A 24674-nucleotide genomic window follows, 5' to 3' on the forward strand; every position below is an offset into this window, starting at 1 on the left:
CATGGCCTGGAATCGTGACCAGATGGCCGCGCGCGCGGCGAAGGAACTGCAGGACGGCTTCTATGTGAACCTGGGCATCGGGCTGCCGACGCTCGTCGCGAACCACGTGCCGGCGGGCGTCGAGGTGTGGCTGCAGTCGGAAAACGGCCTGCTCGGCATCGGCCCGTCGCCGACCGAGGACGAAGTCGACGCCGACCTGATCAACGCCGGCAAGCAGACCGTCACGACGCTGCCGGGTTCGTCGATCTTCTCGTCGGCCGATTCGTTCGCGATGATCCGCGGCGGCCACATCAACCTCGCGATCCTCGGCGCAATGCAGGTCAGCAAGACGGGCGACCTCGCGAACTGGATGATCCCGGGCAAGATGATCAAGGGGATGGGCGGCGCGATGGACCTCGTCGCGGGTGTGAAGCGCGTCGTCGTGCTGATGGAGCACGTCGCGAAGGGCGACCAGCACAAGATCCTCGACGAATGCAATCTGCCGCTGACGGGCGTCGGCGTGGTCGACCTGATCATCACCGATCTCGGTGTGATCGAAGTGACGCCGAATGGCCTGAAGGTGCTCGAGCTCGCCGACGGCGTGAGCGTGGAAGAGATCCAGACGAAGACGGGCGCGCCGCTCGATGTGAGCGCGGTCGCGTAAGCCCTGGCTTACCGGCGCGACTCTCGACGCCCCGCGTTCCGCGATGGAACGCGGGGCGTTTTGTCATGGCCGCATACGCTACGCGATTGCACCGCCGCCGTCGATCAGCACCGTCGAGCCGGTCGCATAAGGCGTTGTCGCCAGATACACGATCGCATTCGCGACGTCCTCCGGCTGGCCCACGCGGCGTGCCGGAAGGCGCTGCGCGGCGCCCGCGTACATCGCGTCGCGCGCATCGGGCGCGAGCTTGTCCCACAATGGCGTCGCGATCAGGCCGGGCGACACGGCATTCACTCGAACGGGTGCCAGCTCGAGTGCAAGGCCGCGGGCGAGCGCCTCGAGCGCCGCGTTGATCGCGCCCTGCAGGACCGACGATGCGTTCGGCCGTACGCTGAGGTAACCCGACACGAACGTCAGCGAGCCGCCGGGTGCGATATCGATCGAGCGTGCCACGCGGTATGCGCCCCAGAATTTGCTGTCCATCGCGGCTTGCGCGTCGGCAAGCGGTAGCGCGCGGACCGGGCCCGTCGCCGTCTTCGCGGCCGAAATCACGACGTGGTCGAACTGGCCGACGCGCGCGCAGAACGCATCGACGGCCGCCGTATCGGTGATGTCGAGCGCTTCGGCGCGGACTTGCGCGCCCGGCGCGACATCTGCATTGAACCGGGCCGGGTCGCGCGATGCAATCGTCACGACAGCGCCACGTTGTGCGAATGCTTTCGCGGCGGCGGCACCGATGCCGGAACTGCCGCCGACGACGAGTACCTTCTTTCCAGGGAGTGAATCGTTCATGGTGGTCCTTCCGAAGTGATGAGGTGAGCGCAATCCGGTCAGATCGTTTCGGCTTCGCGCAACGTCGACGGGCTGTGCAGGGCAAAGCGGGCAATGTCGTCCTTGCGCATGAAGGCAACGCCCGGATGCGATCGAGCGTAGTGCAGGAATGCGTCCCACGCACGGACCATCTGCGGCGTGCCGCTGATCCGGTCGTGCGCGCTGATCGACATCAATCGCCGCCGCTGTCCGGCTTCCGCGTACAACTGGTCGAAATCGAGCTTGATCTGATCGAGGAACATCGTCGGCGAATAGTTGCGGCCTTCGATCAGCAGGATGTCGTTGTTGCGCAACGTGTACGGAACGACCGCGAAATCGCGACCGTCGACGGTTTCGATGAAGGGCTCGTCGCGGCTGACGTCGTCGATGTGATACACGTAGCCGAGTTCCTGCAGCAGCGGCAGCGTGTTCGGTCCGCGCCGCAGCCAGTTGCAGTTGTAGCCGATCGGGCGCCTGCCCGTCACTGCTTCGACCATGTCGCGGGCTTCGGTGAGGAAGCGGCGCTCGTCGTCGCGATTCATCGCGAACTGCGATCGCCAGGTCGGGCCGTGCGCGGCCGCTTCGTGGCCGCGCGACACGATCTCGCGTGCCAGTTCGGGATGCCGGCGCGCGGCCTCTCCGATCATGTGCGACGTGACTTTCACGCCATGCCGGTCCCACAGGTCGAGAAGGCGCGGAATGCCTTCGCGGTAGCCATATGCGAACCACGTGGCCGAGGCCAGATCGACCGGCACCGATGACGGGAATTCGACGGACGGGAACGGACTGTCCGCGCCCTTGGGCGGTTGTCCGCTGGCCTCGAACTGCATCGAGATCGAGATGACGAGGCGCGTGTCGTCCTGCCAGAACCCGCCGGTACCTGCCGATGCGGGGCCCGGTGTCGGGGCGGCCGTTGCCGACCCGGAGGCGCCCGCGGCCATCGCGATGCCGGCTGCCAGCCCGGCGCCCGCTTGTGCAAGAAACGTGCGGCGAGCCGGATGCGTTGTCGAACCGTGATTGCGGTGAGTCATCGTTTCCTCCGTCAGCCGACGAGCCCGAGCTGACGCATCAGCGTCAAGTTGTCCTCGATGTGCCAGTTTTCCGCTATCCGGCCGTGGTCGATCCGGTAGATGTCGGTCGCGATGAAGTCGATCGCCTGTCCGTTTCCGGTCGTTCCATTGAACGTGCCGGTGAAATGTCCGCGAAAGTGCAGGTGCACGACGACACGGTCGCCCGCCACGATCATCTGGTCGATGTCGCAGCGCAGGTCCGGGATGGCCGTGCGCATCGTGCCGGACGCAGCGAGTGGTCCCGCTACACCTTGCTCACGACCGGCCGGCAACGTTCGGTCGACGAAATCGGCCGCGAGTGCGGCGCGGGCGAGGGCGGCATCACCGGTATTCCAGAAGGTGCCGTAGCGACGCGCGGCGAGGATTTGCGCACGTGCCTGCGTAGCCGGCACGTCGGCCGCGACCGTCAGGCTGTGCGCATCGAGAAGGTTGGCGGCGCGGGATACCGCAGGCGACAGCGCAACGACGCAGGCCGCTGCAACGATGACGCGGCTAATCGGGCGTGCGATCGAAGGAAAGGGGATCGGCATGGTTTCGGGTGTCCTCTGGATGGCGTCGTGGGGCGACGCGGTACAGGTATGGTAGGTTTCCGTTTCGAGCTGAAATACGGGGAAAAGGCGAATGGATTATTCGAAAAAAGGAAAGGTCGACGCAGGGCAGGTGCCGCGATGCTGATCGACGATCTCCCGGCGCTCGATACGTTCGCGAGAATCGTGTCGGCCGGCAGCCTGTCCGCAGCGGCGCGCGAGCTTGACTTGTCGCTGTCCGTCGTCAGCAAGCGGCTCGCGCATCTCGAGTCGCAACTGGGCGTGCGTCTGCTGCACCGGACGACGCGGCAGCAGGCGCTGACCGACGACGGGGCGCAGTTCCATGCGCAGGTGCTGCGCATCCTGGCCGAGGTCGATCGCGCCGAAACGCTGATGAGCGACCGTCGCGGCACGGTCAGCGGCGTGCTGCGCCTGACGGCGCCCGGCGAGCTCGGCCGGCTGCGGATCGCGCCGCTCGTCGCGGCGTTTCAACGGCAACATCCGGAGTTGATCGTGCAACTGATGCTGACCGACGCGATCGTCGATCTGCTCGCGCAGGACGTCGACGTTGCCGTGCGGATCGGCAGCCTTGCCGATTCGACGATGATCGCGCGCGAACTGGCGCCGAATCATCGCGTGCTATGCGCGTCGTCGAGCTATCTCGCCGTGCACGGGCTGCCGGCTCATCCGGCCGAACTTCGTGCACATCGATGCATCGTGATGGGCGACCAGCCTCGTACGGAGTGGCGGTTCGACGGCGCACAGGGCGCAGTGACGGTCGAAGTGACGGCCGCGCTGCTGACGAACGACGGCGGTGCAGCTCGTACGTTGGCATTGGAGGGCGCGGGCATTGCGCTGAAGTCGATCTGGGACGTCGGTGCCGATCTCGAGGCCGGCCGGCTCGTGCGTGTGTTGCCGACATTCGCGGCGCCTGCGGCACCGCTCCATGCCGTCTATCCCGGCGGCCGTCACGTGCCGCTGCGCGTGCGGGCGTTCGTCGATTTCCTGCGCGACCAGCTGCGCGAGACGTGGCGCCGCAGTGCGTGAGCGGTCGGGAAGATGCGTCGGATGACCGCGGCCGCGTCACGGCCCGTCGTTGCGAAGCGGTTTACAATCGTTTGCATCAGGCGGCGCGAGTGTTGCCCGTCGCACCGCCCCCGTTCGACAGGATGCCAACGATGCCAACAACCTCAGCGAATCCTCCGGTTCCCCGTCAGCGACGGGTGCAGTGTGCGAGCGCCGCCGGCCTTCACCATGTCGCCTATACCGAATGGGGCGACCCCGCCAATCCTCGGGTGCTGGTCTGCGTGCACGGCCTGACCCGTTCGGGGCGCGACTTCGACCGGCTTGCCGCCGCGTTGTCCGACACGTATCGCGTCGTCTGCCCCGACGTCGTCGGGCGCGGACGCTCCGACTGGCTCGCCGATCCGCGGCTTTATGCGATTCCGCAATATGTGGCCGACATGGTCACGCTGATCGCGCGGCTCGACGTCGAGTCGGTCGACTGGTTCGGCACGTCGATGGGCGGCCTGATCGGCATGGCGCTCGCGGGGCTTCCCGGTTCGCCGCTGCGCCGGATGATCGTCAACGACGTCGGCCCGCGCATCGAGCCCGATTCGCTGACGCGCATCGGCGAATACCTCGGCGTGCAGCCGCGTTTCGCGACCGAACAGGAGGGCATCGACTATCTGACGTCGCTATCGCTGCCGTTTGGCGCGTTGACCGACGACGAATGGCGCGAGATTAACGGGCCGTTGCTGCGCGAGCTACCCGACGGGGGGTGGACGATGCGCTACGATCCGCGCATCGCCGAGCCGTTCAAGGCGACGACGCCCGAGCTGGCCGCGCTCGGCGAGGCCGCGCTGTGGCGCGCGATCGAGACCACCGACGCGTCGCTGCTCGTCGTGCGCGGCGAGCGTTCCGACCTGCTGTCGCGCGACACGTTGGCGGAGATGGTGCGTCGCGGCCGGCACGTGACGCAGGCCGAGATCCAGGGCGCGGGCCATGCGCCAGCGTTCATCGGCGATGACCAGATTGCGCTTGCCCGTCGGTTTTTCGTCGAAAGCGACGCATAAACGCGTCATAATATGCGGTTCGGCGGCACGCGGGCCGCGTCGTCGCCGATTCTCACCCACTCATACGACCGGAACATTCCATGGCAGTCATTCGTCACCACGTCGGAGCGCGTCTCTCCGAAACCGCGATCCACAACGGTACCGTGTATCTGGCCGGCCAGATCGCCGAAGACACCACCCAGGACATCAAGGGCCAGACGCGCGAAGTGCTCGGCCACATCGACCGCCTGCTCGCCGAAGCGAACAGCGACAAGGCACATCTGCTGTCGGTGCAGATCTACATTTCGGATCTCGCGAACTTCGAGGGCATGAACGCGGAGTGGGACGCGTGGGTCGCGCAGGGCAATACGCCGCCGCGCGCGACCGTCGAGGCGAAGCTCGCGGATCCGGCGCTGCTCGTCGAGATCGTCGTCGTCGCCGCGCAACGGAGCTGAGCGAAGCGTTCCGATGACAGCAATGCGCCAGGCCGTGCGATGACCGAATCCGTTTCCGCTTCTTCCGTCGCGGCACCGTCGTTCGACGACGTGCTCGCGTTCGTGCGCGAGCGTGCCGGTGACGCACGCCTGTCGTCGGGCGAGCTGCTGGCCGATCACTCGGCGGGCACGGCGTCGATCATGCGCACGCTGAACGTCGATCCGCACGCGATGCAGGCGGCCGCGCTGTTCGTGCTGACGCCGCACCTGAGCGATCCCGAGCGGGAGCTGACCGAACGTTTCGGCGAAGAGGTCGCGCGGCTCGTATCCGACGTGCGCAAGCTGCTGCGGCTCGGCACCGTGAGCCTGCGCGCGGCGCAGAACGCAATGCCGGACGCCGGGCGCGACGCCGCGCAAGAGCGGCGCACGCAGATCGAGGCGTTGCGCAAGATGCTGCTTGCGTTCGCGCAGGACATCCGCGTGGTGCTGATCCGGCTGGCGTCGCGGTTGCAGTCGCTGCGCTACTACGCGGCGGCGAAGATCGATCCGCCGCCCGACGTCGCGCGCGAGACGCTCGAGATCTATGCGCCGCTCGCGAACCGTCTCGGTATCTGGCAACTGAAGTGGGAGCTCGAGGACCTCGCGTTCCGCTTCGAGGATCCGGTCACGTACAAGCGCATCGCCAAGCTGCTCGATGAAAAGCGCATTGAACGCGAGGCGTACGTCGCGCAGGCGATCGAGCGGCTGCAGCACGAGCTGGCGGAAGCGCACATCCCGGCCGACGTGAGCGGGCGGCCGAAGCACATCTACAGCATCTGGCGCAAGATGCGCGGCAAGGAGCTCGATTTCTCCGAGCTGTACGATGTGCGCGCGTTCCGCGTGATCGTGCCGGACATCAAGGATTGCTACGCGGTGCTCGGCATCGTGCATCACCTGTGGCAGCCGGTGCCGAAGGAATTCGACGATTACATCTCGCGTCCGAAGCCGAACGGCTACAAGTCGCTGCATACGGTCGTGATCGGTGACGACGGCCGCGCGTTCGAAGTGCAGATCCGCACGCAGGAAATGCACCGTTTCGCGGAGTACGGTGTCGCCGCGCACTGGCGCTACAAGGAGGCCGGCGCGCGCGGCTATGGCGGCCAGTTCTCGGCGAGCGACAAGTACGACGAGAAGATCGCGTGGCTGCGCCAGCTGCTCGCGTGGAAGGACGACGTCGAGGACGGCACGGAAGTATCTGGCGACCAGGCGTGGGCCCAACTGCGCGAGACGTCGCTCGACGACGACCACATTTACGTGCTGACGCCGCAGGCGCGGGTGATTGCGTTGCCGCAGGGCGCGACGCCGGTCGATTTCGCGTACCACCTGCACAGCGAGCTCGGCCATCGCTGCCGCGGCGCGCGCGTCGACGGTGTGATGGTGCCGCTGAACACGGCGCTCGCGAACGGCCAGACGGTCGAGATCGTCGCGGTGAAGGAGGGTGGGCCGTCGCGCGACTGGCTGAACCTGCAGCTCGGCTACCTGAAGAGTCCGCGTGCGCGGCAGAAGGTGCGTGCGTGGTTCAACTCGATCGAGCAGGAAGAGAACATCGCGCATGGTCGCGCGCTCGTCGAAAAGACGCTGCAGCGCGAGGGCAAGACGTCGGTCAATCTCGACAACCTCGCCGCGAAGCTCGGCTTCAAGTCGCCCGACGAGCTGTTCTCGGTCGTCGGCAAGGAAGAATTCAGCCTGCGCAACGTCGAGCACGCGCTGTCCGATGCGCCGCCGCCCGAGCATGCACCCGAGGCGCCCGCCGATTTCGAGAAACGCAGCAGCGGCGCGAGTGTCGCGCACGGCGCGTCGACCGGCGTGCTGGTGGTCGGCGTCGATGCGCTGCTGACCCAGCTTGCGCGCTGCTGCCGTCCGGCGCCGCCGGACCCGATCAGCGGCTTCGTGACGCGCGGCAAGGGGATGTCGATTCACCGCAGCGACTGCCCGACGTTCCGGCGCATGGCCGAACGGGCGCCGGAGCGCGTGTTGCAGACAACCTGGTCGGCCGACGTGCTGGGCGGCCGTGGCGTGTCCGTCTATCCGGTCGATCTGATGATCGAGGCGAGCGACCGGCAAGGCTTGCTGCGCGACATCTCCGAAGTGTTCGCACGCGAGAAGATGAACGTGGTGGGCGTGAAGACGCAGAGTCGCCGGAATGCGGCATTCATGCAGTTCACGGTCGAGGTGTCCAATTCCGCGCAGGTGCAGCGCGCGTGCACGCTGCTCGGCGAAGTGCCGGGTGTCGTGCGGGCGGGGCGCAAGACGTGACGCCCCTGTAAATGGGGTTGGAGCGCGATCATTTTGCTGCGACCGCATAAAAACGCTTGCCAAATGAACGATAGCTCCATATAATTTCAGCTTCTCTAGGCTCGTAGCTCAGCTGGTTAGAGCACCACCTTGACATGGTGGGGGTCGTTGGTTCGAGTCCAATCGAGCCTACCAACGAATTGAGAATGCCCGGTTTCCGGGTGTTCGATGCAGTAAATAACTCAACGCGAACAAGGCGAATACGGTTATGACACCGCGAACGTTGACCGAAACCTTTTCGGAGCGACGCTAGTCGAGGAACCCTTTCGCCCTTTCAGTTTGAGTGAAGTATCGAATGCGGCCCCTCGAAAGCGGGGCCGCATTTTTTTTGTCGCGAAATTTTCGCGCGTGACTTTGATATCGCGTGCTTGGTCTGCCGCCCACTGTCGGCATCACGGAGATTGCTATGGTTTCGATACGCTTGCCTGACGGCTCAGTTCGACAATACGAGCATCCGGTGACAGTTGCCGAGGTTGCAGCCTCGATCGGTCCCGGCCTTGCGAAGGCTGCGCTTGGGGGCAAGCTCGACGGCGAGCTGGTCGATACGTCCACGGTGATCGATCGCGATGCATCGCTCGCAATCGTCACGGACAAGGATGCCGACGGTCTCGACATCATCCGTCACTCGACCGCGCACTTGCTTGCCTACGCGGTGAAGGATCTGTATCCGGATGCGCAGGTGACGATCGGTCCGGTGATCGACAACGGCTTCTACTACGACTTCTCGTATAACCGCCCGTTTACGCCCGAAGATCTGGAAAAGATCGAAAAGCGCATGCAGGAGCTCGCGAAGAAGGACGAGCCGGTGACGCGCCGCGTCGTGTCGCGCGACGAGGCGGCCGGCTATTTCCGCAGCCTCGGCGAGAAGTACAAGGCCGAAATCATCGAATCGATTCCGCAAAGCGACGAAATCAAACTGTACTCGCACGGCGGCTTCACGGATCTCTGCCGCGGCCCGCACGTGCCGTCGACCGGCAAGCTGAAGGTCTTCAAGCTGATGAAGGTCGCGGGCGCGTACTGGCGCGGCGACTCGAAGAACGAGCAGTTGCAGCGCATCTACGGTACGGCCTGGACGAAGAAGGAAGATCAGGATCAGTACCTGCACATGCTCGAGGAAGCGGAAAAGCGCGACCACCGCAAGCTCGGCAAGCAGCTCGACCTGTTTCACATGCAGGAAGAGTCGCCGGGCATGGTGTTCTGGCATCCGAAGGGCTGGGCGCTGTGGCAGCAGGTCGAGCAGTACATGCGCCGCCGCGTGAATGAAGCCGGGTACCAGGAGATCAAGACCCCGATGATCATGGACCGCTCGCTGTGGGAGGCGTCGGGCCACTGGCAGAACTACCGCGAGAACATGTTCACGACGGAGTCGGAGAAGCGCGACTACGCGATCAAGCCGATGAACTGTCCGGGTCACGTTCAGGTGTTCAAGCACGGCCTGCGCTCGTACCGCGACCTGCCGCTGCGCTACGCGGAATTCGGTTCGTGCCATCGCAACGAGGCATCGGGCGCGCTGCATGGCCTGATGCGCGTGCGCGGCTTCGTGCAGGACGATGCGCACATCTTCTGTACGGAAGACCAGATCATTGCCGAGTCGATCGCGTTCAACAAGCTCGCGATGAGCGTGTACAGCGATTTCGGCTTCGAGCACATCGATATCAAGCTGTCGCTGCGTCCCGAGCAGCGCATGGGTTCCGACGAAACGTGGGACCGTGCCGAGCAGGGGCTGCGCGAAGCGCTGACGGCCTGCGGCCTGTCGTGGGAAGAACTGCCGGGCGAAGGTGCGTTCTATGGACCGAAGATCGAGTACCACATCAAGGATGCGCTCGGCCGTTCGTGGCAATGCGGCACGCTGCAGCTCGACATGATGCTGCCGGAACGCCTCGGTGCCGAGTACGTCGCGGAAGACAACAGCCGCCGCCGGCCCGTGATGCTGCACCGTGCGATCGTCGGTTCGATGGAGCGATTCCTCGGCATTCTGATCGAGCACCACGCTGGTGCAATGCCGGTCTGGCTCGCGCCGTTCCAGGCAATTGTGCTCAATATCGCCGAAAGTCAGGCGGAATACGCACAATCTCTGGCCCAAACGTTGCAAAAACAAGGGGTTAGAGTGGCGGCCGATTTGCGCAACGAGAAGATTAGCTATAAAATACGCGAGCACACGCTGGAAAAGGTGCCTTATCTCCTCGTCGTGGGCGATAAGGAGCGTGATGCGCAAACGGTAGCCGTGCGTGCCCGTGGCGGCGTCGATCTTGGCGTTATGCCGATCGAAGCCTTCGTTGAGCGTCTGCAGGAAGACCTGCGCTCGTTCAAGTAACCGCCCTGGCAGCGCGGCTCGTTTTTTTAATTTTTAGAGGAAACGTAACATCGCTACTGATAAGTCGTCGCATCGCATCAACGGTGAAATCACTGCGCCGGAAGTGCGTCTGGTCGGGATCGAGAACGAACCGCTCGGTATCGTAAAACTCGCTGATGCTTTCCGTAAATCGGAAGAGCTGGATGTTGACCTGGTGGAAATCGCGCCGCAAGCGGTTCCGCCGGTCTGCCGTCTGATGGACTACGGCAAGTTCAAGTATCAGGAGTCCAAGAAGCAGCACGAAGCCAAGCTGAAGCAGAAGGTCATCCAGGTGAAGGAAGTCAAATTCCGCCCGGGTACCGATGACGGTGACTACAACGTCAAGCTTCGCAATCTCGTGCGCTTCCTCGAAGAGGGCGACAAGACGAAGATCACGTTGCGTTTCCGCGGCCGTGAAATGGCTCACCAGGAGATCGGCATGCGGATGCTTGAGCGTCTGCGCACGGATCTCGAGGAAGTCGGCCAGGTCGAGCAGATGCCGAAGATGGAAGGGCGCCAGATGATCATGGTGCTCTCGCCGAAGAAAAAGAAGTAACGGGCCCGCGCGCATGCCGCGCAGGTTCGAAAGTGGTTCGGTGCGTTGCCCGGTCAGGGCGGCGCGCCAACAATGACGGCGGCTGCGCAAGTGGTTCGCCGTACACAAGTGGACTGGGTTTCGAAGGGCGGGTCAAGGGCGCAAGCCAACCGCACACCCATCGCCATCAAATAAACTGGAGTTGTTCGTCATGCCTAAGATGAAGACCAAGAAGAGTGCTGCAAAGCGCTTCGTGGTGCGTCCGGGCGGTACCGTCAAGCGCGGTCAAGCCTTCAAGCGTCACATCCTGACCAAGAAAACCACGAAGAACAAGCGTCACCTGCGCGGCGCAACGGCAGTTCATGATTCCGATCTGAACTCCGTCCGCGCAATGCTGCCGTTCGCGTAACCCCTCAACTGATACTCCAAGGAGAGAAACATGCCTCGAGTCAAACGTGGGGTAACCGCACGGGCCCGCCACAAGAAGATCATCAACCTGGCCAAGGGTTATCGCGGCCGTCGCAATAACGTCTACCGCATCGCCAAGCAGGCGGTGATGCGCGCTGGTCAGTACGCGTACCGCGATCGCCGCAACAAGAAGCGTGTGTTCCGCGCACTGTGGATCACGCGTATCAACGCGGCAGTTCGCCAGCACGACATGACCTACAGCGTGTTCATCAACGGCCTGAAGAAGGCGTCGATCGAACTCGACCGTAAGGTCTTGGCCGACATGGCGGTGTTCGACAAGGCTGCTTTTGCTGCGATCGTCAAGCAGGTGAAAGCCGCCGTTGCAGCCTAATTGCGAAATTAGCACTGCGTGGTTAGTTGCAGCGATGTTCCGGTAGTTTCGGCCGCTGCAGCGAAAACGGGGCTCTTCCGAGCCCCTTTTTTGTTTGGCGGGCAGTTTCGCTCGCCAAGACCGAATGACGTTGGAAATGATGGGATCTATGGATCTGGACCAGATTGTCGCCGACGCGCAGCAGTCCTTTGAACAGGCTGCCGACATCACCACGCTCGAAAACGAGAAAGCACGATTTCTCGGCAAGTCGGGTGCGCTGACCGAGTTGCTCAAGGGCCTCGGCAAGCTCGATCCCGAAGCACGCAAGACCGAAGGCGCACGCATCAACGTCGTGAAGCAGCAGGTGGAAGCCGCGCTGACCGCACGCCGCCAGGCGCTCGCCGATGCGCTGCTGAACCAGCGCCTTGCCGCCGAGGCGATCGACGTCACGCTGCCGGGTCGCGGCGCCGGTGCAGGCAGCCTGCACCCCGTGATGCGCACGTGGGAGCGCGTCGAACAGATTTTCCGCTCGATCGGCTTCGACGTAGCCGACGGTCCCGAAATCGAGACCGACTGGTACAACTTCACGTCGTTGAACAGCCCGGAGAATCATCCGGCGCGTTCGATGCAGGACACCTTCTACGTCGAAGGCAAGGACGCCGACGGCCGCCAGTTGCTGCTGCGCACGCACACGAGCCCGATGCAGGTGCGTTACGCGCGCATGAACCGCCCGCCGATCAAGGTGATCGCACCGGGCCGTACGTATCGCGTCGACAGCGATGCGACCCACTCGCCGATGTTCAATCAGGTCGAGGGGCTGTGGATCGACGAAAACATCAGCTTCGCCGACCTCAAGGGCGTCTATACCGACTTCCTGAAGAAATTCTTCGAGCGCGACGACATCCTCGTGCGCTTCCGTCCGTCGTATTTCCCGTTCACGGAACCGTCGGCCGAGATCGACATGATGTTCGAGCACGGCAAGAACGCCGGCAAATGGCTCGAGATCTCGGGCTCGGGGCAGGTGCATCCGACCGTGATCCGCAACATGGGCCTCGATCCCGAGCGCTACATCGGCTTTGCGTTCGGCAGCGGCCTCGAGCGCCTGACGATGCTGCGCTACGGCGTGCAGGATCTCCGGCTGTTCTTCGAGAACGACCTGCGTTTCCTGCGCCAGTTCGCATAACGCACGCGCCGCGCCGCCATGTGCCCGCGCATGCCCGCCGGACGTTTCCGACGGGGGCCGGGCGCCGATCTAACCTGTTTCGAACGTAGACATCCATGCAATTCCCTGAATCCTGGTTGAGAACCTTTGTCGACCCGCAGCTGACGACCGACGAACTGTCGCACGCGCTGACGATGGCGGGGCTCGAAGTCGAATCGCTGAGCAAGGCTGCGCCGCCGACGTCGAAGATCGTCGTCGGCCGCGTGCTCGAAGTCGTCAAGCATCCGGATGCGGACAAGCTCAATGTCTGCCAGGTCGACGCCGGCACCGGCGCGACGCTGAATATCGTGTGCGGCGCACCGAACGTGGCGCCCGGCATCAAGGTGCCGGTCGCGCTGGTCGGCGCGGAATTGCCGCCGGCGGAAGAGGGCGGCAAGCCGTTCGCGATCAAGCTGTCGAAGCTGCGCGGCGTGGAGAGCCAGGGGATGCTGTGCTCGGCGCGTGAGCTGAAGCTGTCCGAGGATCACAGCGGCCTGTTGATCCTGCCGGAAGACACGCCGGTTGGCCAGGACATCCGCGATACGCTCAATCTCGACGACACGATCTTCGAAATCAAGCTGACGCCGAACAAGGCCGACTGCCTGTCGGTGTTCGGCATCGCGCGCGAGACGGCCGCAATCACCGGCGCGCCGCTGACGTCGGTGGACATCCGTCCGGTGCGCGTCGAGCTCGACGAAACGCTGCCCGTGCGCATCGCCGCCCCCGATCTGTGCGGCCGCTTCTCGGGTCGCGTGATCCGCGGCGTGAACGCACATGCGAAGACCCCGCAATGGATGGTCGAGCGCCTCGAGCGTTCGGGCCAGCGCAGCGTGTCGGTGCTCGTCGACATCTCGAACTACGTGATGTTCGAGCTCGGCCGCCCGTCGCACGTGTTCGATCTGGACAAGATCCACGGCGGTATCGAGGTGCGCTGGGGTAAGCGCGGCGAGTCGCTGAAGCTGCTGAACGGCAATACGGTCGAGCTCGACGAAACGGTCGGTGTAATTGCGGACGACCGTCAGGTCGAAAGCCTCGCGGGCATCATGGGCGGCGACAGCACGGCCGTCACGCTCGACACGACCAACATTTACCTGGAGGCCGCGTTCTGGTGGCCGGACAGCATCCGTGGCCGCGCGCGCAAGTACAACTTCTCGACCGATGCGGCCCATCGCTTCGAGCGCGGCGTCGACTACGCGACGACCGTCGAACACGTCGAGCGCATCACGCAGCTGATTCTCGAGATCTGCGGCGGCAAGGCCGGCCCGGTCGACGACCAAGCAGTGAACCTGCCGCAGCGCGCGCCGGTGAAGATGCGCGTGTCGCGCGCGAACCGCATCATCGGCGTGAAGATCGACGCCGACGAGATCGCCAACATCTTCACGCGCCTGCGCCTGCCGTTCGAGCGTGACGACGACGCATTCCTGGTCACGCCGCCGTCGCATCGCTTCGACATCGAGATCGAGGAAGATCTGATCGAGGAAGTGGCGCGCATCTACGGCTTCGAGAAAATCCCGGCACGTCCGCCGGTCGCGACGAGCGAGATGCGCGCGACCAACGAGACGCGGCGTTCGATCCATGACATCCGTCACGCGCTTGCGGCGCGCGACTACGCCGAAACGGTCAACTTCAGCTTCGTCGATGCGGAGTGGGAGCACGACTTCGCCGGCAACGACAACCCGATCCGCCTGCTGAACCCGATCGCGAGCCAGCTGTCGGTGATGCGTACGACGCTGTTCGGCAGCCTGATCTCGGTACTGCGCCACAACCTGAACCGCCGCGCGGATCGCGTTCGCGTGTTCGAGACGGGCCGCGTGTTCCTCGCCGATCCGTCGGTGAAGGCCGGCGAACTGACCGTCGAAGGCTACACGCAGCCGAAGCGTATCGGCGCGCTCGCGTACGGCCCGGCGGTCGACGAGCAGTGGGGCGTCGCGACCCGCGCAGTCGATTTCTTCGACGTGAAGGGCGATCTCGAGGCGCTGCTCGCGCCGGCCGCCGCGCGCTTCGTGAAGGCCGAGCATCCGGCCCTCCATCCGGGTCGCAGCGCGCGCATCGAGGTCGATGGCCGCGCGGTCGGCTGGATCGGCGAGCTCCATCCGCGCCTGATGCAGAAGTACGAGCTGCCGCACGCGCCGGTGATGTTCGAAATCGACGCGGATGCGTTGATCGCACGTGCGCTGCCGGCGCCGACCGACGTGTCGAAATTCCCGCCGGTGCGGCGCGATATCGCGGTCGTGGTCGATCAGGCGGTCGAGGTTCAGGCGCTTTTCGACGAAATGAAGAAGGCGCTGGCCGAAGACGCCTGCCGATTCGTTCAGAAGGTTGTACTCTTCGACGAATTTCGTGCAAAATCAAATACTTCCGGTGGTCTCGCCGCGCACGAGAAGAGCCTTGCCTTCCGCGTGACGCTGCAGGACGCGGCTGGCACGCTACAGGACGAGGTCGTCGATCAGGCGATCCAGACGCTGGTCGAGCGGATGGCTCGTGCTGGTGCCCGCCTGCGCGGCTAAGGAGAGGGGCCGTCCGTTTGAGGGCGGCACTTCCCCATCGTGAGTTTTGGTTTAACGCGCTGTATGGCAGATATGAACGACATGACCTCGAGTGAATTCGAAGCCCTCCTGACGGCGCAACGCAGTGCCATGAACCGCGACGCTTCGGCGCCGGCGTCCACCGAGACGCCGACGCTGACGAAAGCGGAACTGGCGGAGCTGCTGTTCGACAGCGTCGGGCTGAACAAGCGTGAAGCGAAGGACATGGTCGAGGCGTTTTTCGAAGTGATCCGCGACGCGCTCGAGAACGGTGAAAGCGTCAAGCTGTCGGGGTTCGGCAACTTCCAGTTGCGCGACAAGCCGCAGCGTCCGGGCCGCAATCCGAAGACGGGCGAGGCGATTCCGATCGCGGCTCGCCGGGTGGTAACCTTCCACGCGAGCCAGAAGCTGAAGGCGCTGGTCGAAAACGGCGCGGAGTAACGCCCGCGCGCTGACGTCTCCGCGCGGCCGCCGCGCACCCTTTACCGACGGTTAACCGACGATGACCACTACGGTTGAGAAAGTCGTCTTGCCTCCGATTCCCGCGAAGCGCTACTTCACGATCGGTGAAGTCAGTGAGCTGTGCGGGGTCAAGCCGCACGTACTGCGTTACTGGGAGCAGGAATTCACGCAGTTGCGACCGGTGAAGCGACGTGGCAATCGCCGGTACTACCAGCATCACGAAGTGCTGCTGATCCGGCGGATTCGCGAGTTGCTGTACGAACAGGGGTTCACGATCAACGGGGCGCGCAACCGGCTCGATTCACCGGCCGGCGAGCGTGCTGCAGGCGCCCCGGTCGAGCCCGACGTGCCGGCCGCCGATGCGCGTGCATCGGGCAAGCCGGGGGCAACCGTCGACGTGATCGCGCTGCGGCAGGCGCTCCTCGACGTGATCGACGGACTGAAGGACGACTGAGCGCGACGCTCGGATCGACACGAAGCCCGGTTGGCGAAGCGCCACCGGGCTTTTTTCATGCACGCGTGCCTGCCCGGATCAGCGCGATGCGAGCGGATTCGGCTTGCCCATGTCGACGACCAGCGTGCCGTCCGGCAGCATCCGCACCGAGCCTTGCGCGACCTGGCTGCGGTAGCTGTACAGGTCGAAGCGCATCGGGCCTGCCTCGGCCGAGTTCCGGATCAACGCGCGCACGTTCAGTTCCAGCACGTTGAACATCTTCATGTCGCCGCCTTCCATCCACATGTAGCTCGGCGCGTCGATCTGCGGCCGCTTCGGCATGGGTGCGTCGGCAACGCGCCGGAACGTGAGGCGCAGTCCGTCGCGTTCGACGGTGGCCTGGCCGAGCTTGCCGTTCAGCACCGGCGGCGGAAAGACGGTGTACTGGTCGAGCACGAGCGTGTCGCCGCGCAGTTCCGCGCCGCGGCGCTGCAGCGGCGTCAACGACGCGAGCTCGATGCCGAGCGAGCGTAGCAGCTTCGCCTGCGGGATGCCGAGCACCGATACCTGCGACGGCCGGAACGCGAGGTGCCGGTCGTCGAGCACCGAAAGCGAGCCCTTCATGTCGGTCGGCAGCCACACGCCGGGCACGTGATTCCAGAGCTTGATGCCGCCCTGGACGCGCAGGTCCTGACCGTCCGCGCTCAACTGCAGGTCGTTCAGCGAGCGCGGCGAGTAGTCGAGCAGGTAGTTGTTGAAGAGCGCCGACATCGCCTTCCACGATTCGACGACCGTGCCGCCGAGGATGCGGATGTCGTACTGGTTCGGATCGTCGAGGTCGACCGGTTCGCCCGGCCGTTTCGCCACGAGCTGGACGTCGAGCTCCTCGACGTGGAAGCCGATGTCGCCGGACAGGTTGAAGTCGACATTGTGCAGATGGATCGTCGGGTTGCGGTTCGACACGTGCCGTTCGTTGAACGGGATGGCCGACGAGCGCCGCATCGCAACTTTCTGCATGCCGGGCTGCGCCGTGCCGGCCGCGAGTGCAAACGCTTCCCAATGCTGGCGCGAGTCGTGCAACGCGGTCTGCTGCGCGGCGAGGAAGCTGTCGTTCAGGCGAGCGGCCGCGTTGCCGAGCGCGGCACCGCTCGCGGGGCCAGTGTACGACGGCATCCGGATCGCCATCGCGCCGCTTTCGTCGAAATTGAAATAGCCGGCCGATACCTGGTCGCGATAGTGATACAGGTCGAAGACGAAATGCTGGTCACGCTTGGTCGGATCGACGGGGCCGATCAGGATGTCGGCATTCATCGGCATCGAGCGCATGAACTTCACGTCGCCGCCGCGGATGTACATCGCCTGTTGCGGCGCGTTCGCGGGCAGCGCGAAGCCGGCGTGCGAGCCGTCGTCGAGCGTCAGGTCGAGGCCGGTCGGCGTCACGCGCAGCGCGGTGATCCTGATCTTCAGCCGCGGCGGCGGCATCAGCTTGTCGACCGACATCACGAGGTCGTCACCGGCGAGCCGCGCGATCGGCGTCTCGACCTTCAGCAAATCGGCCATCTTCACGTTGGCCGCGCGCATCACCGGCTGCGCGTTGATGCCCGACACAAGTACGCCGGTCGGGTGGAATACGAGCTGGCTGCCGTCGCGGATCGTGAGCGTGCCGGTCAGCGAGAACGGCACCCAGCCGTCGCGCTGCATCTCGCCCTGCAGATGGATCACGCCGTCGCCTGCCGACACCGCGAGCTTGCGCAGCGGCGCGTTGCGGTAACCGAAGATGTACGTGTTGAAGAGGGCGGTCAGCTTCGCGTTGTCGAGCGTGACCGTGCCTTCGTGCACGTCGATCTCGAAACTCGTCGGATCGTCGAACACGATCGGCGCGCCGACCTGCGTCGGCACGAGTGTCGCGGACAGTTGATGGATGAAGAAGCCGAGGTTGTTGACGATGCGGAAATCGACGTCGCGCAGGAACGTCATCGCACCGTTCTGGCCCGAGTCGCGCAGCGTGAGCGGGCGCGGCTGAGTGAGGCTGAGCGATGCGAGCGACGGCACCGTGCGCGCGATCTGCTGTTCGCGGGCGAGGCGTTCGGCCTTGGCGCGCTCGATCTTCGTCGATGCGACAGACGTGTTGCCGTCGCGCTGCGCGGCTGGTTCCGCGCAGCCGGCGCAGAGCAGCGCGAGCGCAAGCGCGCCAAGGCCGAACACACGAGAGGTGCCCGGTGAAACCGACGCGGCCGCGCGTCGCGGGCCGGCCATCCAGTCGAGAAATGCCAAAGGCGTGCGATGGCCGCGCCGGACCGCATTCCGCATCGTCTGTCTCCATGTCTTGTCGTGATCGGCGAGGGCGCACGGCCGTTGCGCGGCGCGGACGTCGATGCCGTGCAGTGTGGCATAGCGCGCTAGAGCGGCGTAACCAAACAGCGGGCGTCCGGGCAGGACCGGCCGGCGCGCGACGGGACAATGGATTCGCGGCGGCGGGGCGGAAAGATCAAACGGTCGTTTGGTTTTGCGGTCGAGGCGGGCGGCGCGCGTTGCGCCGGATCGACAAACCCGGCGTCGGCGTTGGCTGGCGCGGAGTGACATGCCGGATGAAGGCGATGTCCGATCCGGGGTGCAGGCGGCGGGCGGGAGTGGCTGACGCGCCACCGCTTTCGCCGCCTGCACGACTGATCAGACCAGCATGCTCCGCCGGATTGCATTCTGCGTCGTCTGGTCCAGCTGCAGGCCGTTATCGATGTACGACGTCATCGAGCCGTACGATGCGACAACCTGGTCGAATGCCGCCTGCAGATAGGTCGCTTGCGCGCTCTGCAACGCGGCCATCATGTCGGCCGCATCCTGCCCGCCGCTTTTGCGCGCCTGTGCGACATAAGCGGCGATCTCCGACGCGCTGTAGACGTTGGTCAGCAGATAGTCGGCGAGGATCGTCTGCCGTGGGACACCGAGGATCGTGTGCAGAATGGCCGTCGCCCAGCCGGTGCGATCCTTTCCGGCCGTGCAGTGGAAGACCAGGTTGCCACCGGACGCGGCAAAGCCGGCGAATAGCGTGTGGTAACTCGTCCGTGCCGTTTCCGACGTCACGAACGCCCGATACATGCTTTGCATGAAGGCCGCGGCAGTCGCACCGTCGGTCGGGAGCGCACCGATACTGGCGACGCCGAGCACGTTGAGGTTCTGCCAGGTGGCGCCGGCCAGCGGCACATCCGGCTGCGCGTGGATCTCCGCGGTCGTGCGCAGGTCGCATACGTGCGTGATGCCGAGCGTATCGACCGTTGCGAGGTCGGCCGCCGACAGCGCGAGCGCGGACGACCGGTAGATCGCGCCTTTCTTCATCGCTGCACCACTCGCGGTGGCATAGCCCGTTCCGTCCGGTCCCCCGGTGTCACGAAAGTTCGCTGCCGAACCGAGCCTGGGCGTCGTGACGGGGGCGACCGCGATCGAATCGCCGCCGCACGCGGACAGAAGAGGCGTGCCTCCCAGCATGATGCCGATCGTGCCGGCACCCAGCCGGAGAAAGTGTCGACGGGAAATGTCGCTTTTCTGAGTCATTCACTGGCCTTTGTCTGAGACGGTGACGGGACGTCGCGACCGCCGTTGCGATCGAAACCGCCGCCGGCGTGCCGCGCAGCGCGGCGAAGCGGAGACGTGCCATATCGATCGGCATGGAGTCGGACGATGTGCCGTGCGCGTTGATCTCGCACCGGGCAAGCGCACGGTAGCGATCCGCGACGAATCGGCCATCGTCCTTTTCGATTAAGGCGCGACACAGATTGCCCGTGCGAATCGCGCAACTTGCCGTACGTGCGACGGCGGCGGCGCGGTAAGATCGGCGTCAGTGGCTGGATGGATCAAAGCATGGTGGCCGACACGGGGGAGGCGTCATGGATCTGAAGGAGCTCGACGTATTGGGAGCGGATGTAGGCGATCACTGGTACTACGCGTCGAAGGCGAGCGCGATCCGTCGGTTTCTGGGCACGTCGGACGCGAACCGCATACTCGACGTCGGTGCTGGCTCGGGTTTCTTTTCGAAGCATTTGCTCGAGCGCACGCAGGCGACGGAAGCATGGTGTGTCGATACGAGCTACGCCGACGACACCGACGGGGAGGCGGCCGGCAAGCCCGTCCATTTTCGCCGGGCCGTCGATCGGTTCGATGCCGATCTCGTGTTGCTGATGGATGTCCTCGAGCACGTCGACGACGATGTCGGCTTGCTTGCCCGCTACGTGGCGGGTGCGCCGAAGGGCAGCCGGTTCCTGATCACGGTTCCCGCGTTTCAGTTCCTCTGGAGCGCGCATGACGATTTTCTCGAGCACAAGCGCAGGTATACGCTCGACGGTCTCGAGGATGTCGCGCGTCGCGCGGGGCTGGAGGTCGAGCGCGGCGCCTACTACTTCGGCCTCACGTTCCCGCTCGCGGCGGCATTGCGACTGAGCGAGCGGGTGCGTCGGCAACCGCGCGAACCGGCGTCGCAGTTGCGCCGGCACCGTCCGGTCGTCAACGGTTTGCTCAAGCTGATCTGCCGCGCCGAGTTGCCGATGTTCCGGTTCAACCGGATGGCGGGCCTCACGGTCATCTGTGTCGCACGCCGGCCGTGAGCATGGGGCGGATCGCATGGCCGGACCGTGGCATGGCGGGATGCGCGTTGTCGCCCGTGTCGAAGCCGGCTTGCCCCGTTGGCTCATGTCGCAAAAAATTTCGCAGGAACATGCACAAAATGCATGCGACCCGTTCTAAAGCGGCCAACTGTCTGTTATAATTTTTTTCTTTCGGGGCGTAGCGCAGCCTGGTAGCGTACCTGCATGGGGTGCAGGTGGTCGGAGGTTCAAATCCTCTCGCCCCGACCAGACAAAGAACCCGCGTCAGTTCAGGCTGACGCGGGTTTTTTCTTGTCGGTCGCTTTTTTGCACATCCCGGCGCGGCCCCGGTAAAATGCAAGGTTGATCCACGGAAAGCGCCGTGATTTAGCGGAAGAGGATTCCCCGAACATGACTGATCTTCGTCTTACCATGCGGTTCGCTGCAGTGCTCGCCACCGGCGCGCTCGTTGCCGGTTGCGGTACGTCGTCGCCCACGAAAGTGGACTACAAGAGCGATTCGAAATCGAAGGAAGCGTCGCTCGCAGTGCCGCCCAACATGCTCGACGAGACGGCCGATCAGCGTTCGCTGCCGCCACAGGGCGGTGCGACTTCCCTGTCCGCGCTTCAGCAGGTCCAGCACGCGGCGCCCACGACGGACACCGTCGCGCCCGCCGTGGCCGGCATGCATATTCAGCGCGACGGCACCGAGAGCTGGCTCGTGATCGACGGCAAGAAGCCCGCCGACATCTGGCCGCAAGTTCGCCGTTTCTGGCAGGAGCAGGGCTTCCTGCTCGTCGTCGACCAGCGCGATAAAGGCGTGATGGAAACCGACTGGAACGAAACCCATCCGCAGATCAACGACGGCCTGATCCGCAGCGTGATCTCCAAGGCGATGGGCAATTCGTACGTGACGGCCGAGCGCAACAAGTACCGCACCCGCCTCGATTCGGCGCCGAACGGCGGCACCTACGTGTTCATTAGCCAGAAGGGCATGCGCGAGGCGATCACCGGCGCGAACAACGATTCGAGCAAGTGGGAAGCGAAACCCAACGATCCAGCGCTCGAGACCGAATACCTGAAGCGGCTGATGGCGGTGCTCGCACAGAACGAGCAGCGCGCGAAGAACGGTGAGCCGCCGATCGCGAACATCAACGACAACACGGTGCCGAAGGACAAGAAGGCGGATACCGACGCATCGAAGGCCGCCGCCGCGGCGATCGCTGCGCAGAACGTCGCGCGTACGTCGTCGCAAGCGAACGACGTCGATTCAGCCGCGGTGCCGTCCGAAGTCACGCTCGGCGAACCGTACGACCGGTCGTGGCTGCATGTCGGCCTCGCACTCGATCGCGCGAACTTCACGGTCGACGATCGCGATCGCACGAAGGGGCTGTATTTCGTGCGTTATGTCGATCCGAAGGATCTGAGCTCGGCCGAGCAGGGCTTCTGGAGCCAACTGTTCCACGGCAAGAAGGAAAAACAGGCGAAGCAGTATCGCGTTAACGTGAAGGCGCTGACGCCCGACCAGACGCGTGTGGCAATCGTCGACGACTCGGGCGCGATCGATACGTCGGGGCCGGCCCGGCAGATCATGGGGCTGCTCGTGAATCAGCTGCGCTGATCGCGGTTCGCTCCCGCTCTTCGAAAGAGCCCGCCTTCCGGCGGGCTTTTTTCATGGTCGCGCGCGTCTGCCGATTCTGGCATGTGCGGGACGTTCGCGTCCCTCCGTCGTGACGTTACGTAACATTCGCGCGTTACGGCGGAAGAACGGGTGTTACATCACCGTGGCCTCGGAAAATATCCTTATGGATCAATGGCATATTTTCGAAAGTGCGCCTGGCACGAAAACTGCTTTATAAGTGCGAATCGTTAGGACAGGGAGGATGGCGTCAGAGACCGGGCAGGCGTCGCGAGCGCCCGATCAACGGTTTCGACGCCTCAGACGCCGGCGCTGCGAGCGTTGGCGTAACCGATGACGATCCGCGCCTCGCGCGGATCTCGATGGCCCCGTCGCCTATCCTCGTAGGGCGACGGTTTCGCCCGCGCTTCTTCTGAAGCGCGGGCAATTTTTTTGGTGGGGCCGCAATGCGACACATGGCGATCCGGCGCGTGCTGGATTCGCTGATTCGCAATCTTTTCTGAATGGAGAGCTGGCGCGATTCGCCGAGCGCCGGGACGGCCAGGTGGCTTTGGCTGTGCATGCGCGTGCCGCCGCGCACTGAGTCGATCGGCCCGGGATCCGCGTGCTGTCGAAGCCCGCGTGAGCAGGGTGGTGCGGCCGGACACGTTGCCGGCCGCTGCGGCGCGTCAGTGCGACGCGCTGGGTACGTCGAGAATCAGGATGATCGTCCAGTCGGCGTCGCCGTCATGGTGATACTGACGTTCGGCGACGATAAACGGTTGCTGCTTGCCTTGCGGACCGAGGAAAATCACATCGCCCTCCATCGGCAGGCACTCGATCGGCGGCAGCGCGAGGAAGGCGTCGTCCGAGCCGCGCGGCATCAGTTGCTTGATCTTGCGAGTGGCTGCGTCGGTCCACTCGATGTCGAGTTGAATGTTGCTCATGCTGTCCTCCGCACCGGGGTGCGCACGGGTGGAAAATTTCGGTGCGCGACTTTAGCACAGCGCGCAGGCGCCGCAACCAAAAAAGCCGAACCCGGTTGCCCGGATTCGGCTTTTCGCTTGTGCGGTGCCGCCGAACTTACTGGCTGGCAGCGTCTGCCGGAGCGGCCTTGGCGGCCTTCTTGCCAGCCTTCTTCGCTGCCTTGTGGTGAGCAGCCTTCTTGCCGTGGTGCTCTTCCTGCATCGCCGGCTGTGCAGCCTCGGCTGCTTGCTGCTGTTGCAGTGCCTGTGCGCGCTGCTCGATCTCGGCGATCTTGGCCGGGTCGGTGATGGTCTGGATTTGCGTGCTCTCTTGCGCATACGCTGCGCCAGTCAGCGCCGACATCGCGACCAGAATAGCCAGGGACGTCTTCTTCATTGCTTTACCTCCGCTAAGTGGTGATGAACCCGAATGTTGCCGTTTTGTCTGGCGACTGCAATCGAGTGCGTGTCGAGTGTAACAAAAGTGACGGATCAATGTGCACCGGATCGGTGTGCAGCGCAAGGCCCCGTTGAAGTCGCGCAACACTTCCTGCATTCCGTCATGCGCATGCCATCCCGCGCGGCGCAGTCGTTTTCGCCTTCGCTGCACGCGTCGCCATCAAAACCAGCCGAGCCATCGGTAGACGTGGAACTGCGCGATGCCGATCAGTTCGTGCAATGCCTGATTCGCATCTTCCAGGTTGTGCCAGCGGGGCAGCCAGCCCGTTTGCGCGCGCCGGCGATTGGAATAAACGGGCTGCGGATCGATGCCGAAGCGGCGGAAATCGAGCAATGCGCGACGCATCTGGTAGGACGATGCGACGAGAATGCGCGAGTCGTCATGTTGTGAGCGTAGTATAGAAGCGGTGAATTTCGCATTTTCGTAGGTGGTACGGCTGTCCGGCTCGAGAACGAGGTCGCCGGGAGCGACGCCTTCCGCGATCAGGCGGCGCCCGTAGACCGCCGCCTCGGTTTCGCCGTGATGTTGAGGGTCGCCGCCCGACATCACCACGGTGCAGCGGGTGGCCTGCTCGCGGCACGTGCGATAGAGCGCCGCGGTCGTACGGATGCGTGCTTCCCCGTCGGGCGGCGGCCGCAGGCCGGTGTCGCTGCGCCGTGTGCCGATGCCGATGATGATCAGTGTGGTGCGGCCGTGCATGTCGGGGTGCTCGACCGGCGTCACGCCCGCCTCGGTCCATGCGATGAGTGACGCGGTGAGCCAGCCTGTCGCGAGCAGCCAGAGCAGCGCGACGCTCGCGATCGCGATGAGTCTCCGCCGCTTGCGGAAGAGCATGAAACCGATGAAGAGAAGTACAAATGAATCGAACAGAATCAATTTGATTGGGGTATGGTGTCTTTTTATGGACGGCTGACGATCCG

The 24674-nt window shown here is 64.4% G+C and carries 23 protein-coding genes and 2 tRNA genes; 17 read left to right on the forward strand and 8 right to left on the reverse strand.

The features are described from left to right. Position 1: 1 nt before the first annotated feature. Positions 2–643, forward strand: coding sequence for a CoA transferase subunit B (locus tag HWX25_RS08740; protein ID WP_059533109.1), 642 nt, complete (start codon positions 2–4; stop codon positions 641–643). Between the two features lie 78 nt (positions 644–721). On the opposite strand, the gene HWX25_RS08745 is transcribed toward HWX25_RS08740, so the two are convergent. The 3 genes from HWX25_RS08745 to HWX25_RS08755 are packed head-to-tail and all read right to left on the reverse strand — an operon-like array spanning position 722 to position 3053. After that, positions 722–1435 (reverse strand): SDR family oxidoreductase, encoded by a 714-nt coding sequence (locus HWX25_RS08745; RefSeq protein ID WP_175908228.1) that lies wholly within the window; start codon positions 1433–1435, stop codon positions 722–724. A gap of 38 nt (positions 1436–1473) precedes the next feature. Next, positions 1474–2484 (reverse strand): polysaccharide deacetylase family protein, encoded by a 1011-nt coding sequence (locus tag HWX25_RS08750; protein ID WP_175908230.1) that lies wholly within the window; start codon positions 2482–2484, stop codon positions 1474–1476. Positions 2485–2495: 11 nt separating this feature from the next. Then, positions 2496–3053: an ester cyclase gene (locus HWX25_RS08755; RefSeq protein ID WP_175908232.1), complete on the reverse strand. Its 558-nt coding sequence runs from the start codon at positions 3051–3053 to the stop codon at positions 2496–2498. A 138-nt stretch (positions 3054–3191) separates the two neighbouring features. On the opposite strand from HWX25_RS08755, the gene HWX25_RS08760 reads away from it, so the two are divergent. The 13 genes from HWX25_RS08760 to HWX25_RS08820 all read left to right on the forward strand — a co-directional run bounded on the left by HWX25_RS08760 (position 3192) and on the right by HWX25_RS08820 (position 16159). Next, a complete protein-coding gene (locus HWX25_RS08760; RefSeq protein WP_175908234.1) occupies positions 3192–4097 on the forward strand; it encodes a LysR family transcriptional regulator in 906 nt (301 codons plus the stop codon). A gap of 131 nt (positions 4098–4228) precedes the next feature. Next, on the forward strand, positions 4229–5125 hold the full coding sequence (locus tag HWX25_RS08765; protein WP_059818044.1) for an alpha/beta hydrolase: 897 nt from the start codon (positions 4229–4231) through the stop codon (positions 5123–5125). A gap of 80 nt (positions 5126–5205) precedes the next feature. After that, positions 5206–5559, forward strand: coding sequence for a RidA family protein (locus tag HWX25_RS08770; RefSeq protein ID WP_014897238.1), 354 nt, complete (start codon positions 5206–5208; stop codon positions 5557–5559). Positions 5560–5598: 39 nt separating this feature from the next. Next, positions 5599–7833, forward strand: a complete 2235-nt coding sequence (locus HWX25_RS08775; RefSeq protein WP_175908236.1) for a bifunctional (p)ppGpp synthetase/guanosine-3',5'-bis(diphosphate) 3'-pyrophosphohydrolase — start codon at positions 5599–5601, stop codon at positions 7831–7833. A gap of 97 nt (positions 7834–7930) precedes the next feature. After that, positions 7931–8007: transfer RNA gene (locus tag HWX25_RS08780), tRNA-Val, on the forward strand. Between the two features lie 271 nt (positions 8008–8278). Next, complete coding sequence (gene thrS, locus HWX25_RS08785; protein ID WP_175908238.1) at positions 8279–10186, forward strand: threonine--tRNA ligase; 1908 nt, start codon at positions 8279–8281, stop codon at positions 10184–10186. Positions 10187–10235: 49 nt separating this feature from the next. After that, on the forward strand, positions 10236–10760 hold the full coding sequence (gene infC / locus HWX25_RS08790; protein WP_071734130.1) for a translation initiation factor IF-3: 525 nt from the start codon (positions 10236–10238) through the stop codon (positions 10758–10760). 190 nt (positions 10761–10950) lie between these two features. Continuing rightward, complete coding sequence (rpmI, locus tag HWX25_RS08795) at positions 10951–11148, forward strand: 50S ribosomal protein L35 (protein ID WP_004191477.1); 198 nt, start codon at positions 10951–10953, stop codon at positions 11146–11148. A gap of 30 nt (positions 11149–11178) precedes the next feature. Continuing rightward, the gene (rplT, locus tag HWX25_RS08800) at positions 11179–11538 is read left to right on the forward strand and encodes a 50S ribosomal protein L20 (RefSeq protein WP_004192938.1); all 360 of its coding nucleotides are present in this window, start codon (positions 11179–11181) and stop codon (positions 11536–11538) included. Positions 11539–11686: 148 nt separating this feature from the next. Further along, a complete protein-coding gene (pheS, locus tag HWX25_RS08805) occupies positions 11687–12700 on the forward strand; it encodes a phenylalanine--tRNA ligase subunit alpha (protein ID WP_014897235.1) in 1014 nt (337 codons plus the stop codon). A 95-nt stretch (positions 12701–12795) separates the two neighbouring features. Further along, a complete protein-coding gene (gene pheT, locus HWX25_RS08810; protein ID WP_175908240.1) occupies positions 12796–15225 on the forward strand; it encodes a phenylalanine--tRNA ligase subunit beta in 2430 nt (809 codons plus the stop codon). A 72-nt stretch (positions 15226–15297) separates the two neighbouring features. Continuing rightward, the gene (locus HWX25_RS08815) at positions 15298–15684 is read left to right on the forward strand and encodes an integration host factor subunit alpha (RefSeq protein WP_006486093.1); all 387 of its coding nucleotides are present in this window, start codon (positions 15298–15300) and stop codon (positions 15682–15684) included. A 61-nt stretch (positions 15685–15745) separates the two neighbouring features. Further along, on the forward strand, positions 15746–16159 hold the full coding sequence (locus HWX25_RS08820; RefSeq protein WP_175908242.1) for a MerR family transcriptional regulator: 414 nt from the start codon (positions 15746–15748) through the stop codon (positions 16157–16159). A gap of 78 nt (positions 16160–16237) precedes the next feature. Here the strand turns inward: HWX25_RS08820 and HWX25_RS08825 are convergent, their stop codons facing one another. Both HWX25_RS08825 and HWX25_RS08830 read right to left on the reverse strand, forming a co-directional pair. After that, entirely contained in the window at positions 16238–18448 is a 2211-nt protein-coding gene (locus HWX25_RS08825) for a hypothetical protein (protein ID WP_175908245.1), read from the reverse strand. A gap of 360 nt (positions 18449–18808) precedes the next feature. After that, complete coding sequence (locus HWX25_RS08830) at positions 18809–19687, reverse strand: tyrosine-protein phosphatase (protein WP_175908247.1); 879 nt, start codon at positions 19685–19687, stop codon at positions 18809–18811. A 332-nt stretch (positions 19688–20019) separates the two neighbouring features. On the opposite strand from HWX25_RS08830, the gene HWX25_RS08835 reads away from it, so the two are divergent. The 3 genes from HWX25_RS08835 (at position 20020) to bamC (ending at position 22332) form a co-directional block, all read left to right on the forward strand. Next, positions 20020–20733 carry a methyltransferase domain-containing protein gene (locus tag HWX25_RS08835; RefSeq protein WP_059818059.1) on the forward strand — a complete coding sequence of 238 codons (714 nt, stop codon included), beginning with the start codon at positions 20020–20022 and terminating at the stop codon, positions 20731–20733. Positions 20734–20905: 172 nt separating this feature from the next. Then, positions 20906–20982 (forward strand) — tRNA-Pro (locus HWX25_RS08840). Between the two features lie 141 nt (positions 20983–21123). Continuing rightward, positions 21124–22332, forward strand: coding sequence for an outer membrane protein assembly factor BamC (bamC, locus tag HWX25_RS08845; protein WP_059691819.1), 1209 nt, complete (start codon positions 21124–21126; stop codon positions 22330–22332). 686 nt (positions 22333–23018) lie between these two features. Here bamC and HWX25_RS08850 read toward each other — a convergent pair. The 3 genes from HWX25_RS08850 to HWX25_RS08860 all read right to left on the reverse strand — a co-directional run bounded on the left by HWX25_RS08850 (position 23019) and on the right by HWX25_RS08860 (position 24630). Then, entirely contained in the window at positions 23019–23276 is a 258-nt protein-coding gene (locus tag HWX25_RS08850; protein ID WP_059533081.1) for a hypothetical protein, read from the reverse strand. A 136-nt stretch (positions 23277–23412) separates the two neighbouring features. Beyond that, a complete protein-coding gene (locus tag HWX25_RS08855) occupies positions 23413–23691 on the reverse strand; it encodes a hypothetical protein (protein ID WP_059701473.1) in 279 nt (92 codons plus the stop codon). Positions 23692–23913: 222 nt separating this feature from the next. After that, the gene (locus HWX25_RS08860) at positions 23914–24630 is read right to left on the reverse strand and encodes a YdcF family protein (protein ID WP_244138746.1); all 717 of its coding nucleotides are present in this window, start codon (positions 24628–24630) and stop codon (positions 23914–23916) included. Positions 24631–24674 lie beyond the last annotated feature (44 nt).

This window comes from Burkholderia sp. BCC1640 (genome assembly GCF_902833125.1).
GTDB classification, from domain to species: domain Bacteria; phylum Pseudomonadota; class Gammaproteobacteria; order Burkholderiales; family Burkholderiaceae; genus Burkholderia; species Burkholderia diffusa.